Genomic DNA, 211 nt, shown 5'->3' on the forward strand with positions numbered 1-211 from the left:
CCCGGACGAGCTGCTGTGGCACCGGATGAGCCTGATCCTCGCACTGGACGAGGCCCGGGAGACAGGCAGTGCGCCCCACCCGGACGGGAATACGCCCATGCCGCACCAACCGCCGCCGAAAGGCGAGGCGGAACCACCCCAGAGGTCCTGGCGGAACTGGCTGAGCCGCAGGGCGAAGGAGTAGCGGAGCGGAGGTCCGGCCGGCGCCTCG

Annotated in this window: 1 pseudogene; it reads left to right on the forward strand. The window is 72.0% G+C overall.

The annotated features are described in order from the left end of the window. Window positions 1-184 (forward strand): annotated as a pseudogene (locus J0695_RS42430) (hypothetical protein); the annotation flags it as partial. Window positions 185-211 lie beyond the last annotated feature (27 nt).

The organism is Streptomyces beijiangensis, assembly GCF_017315755.1.
Taxonomy (GTDB): domain Bacteria; phylum Actinomycetota; class Actinomycetes; order Streptomycetales; family Streptomycetaceae; genus Streptomyces; species Streptomyces beijiangensis.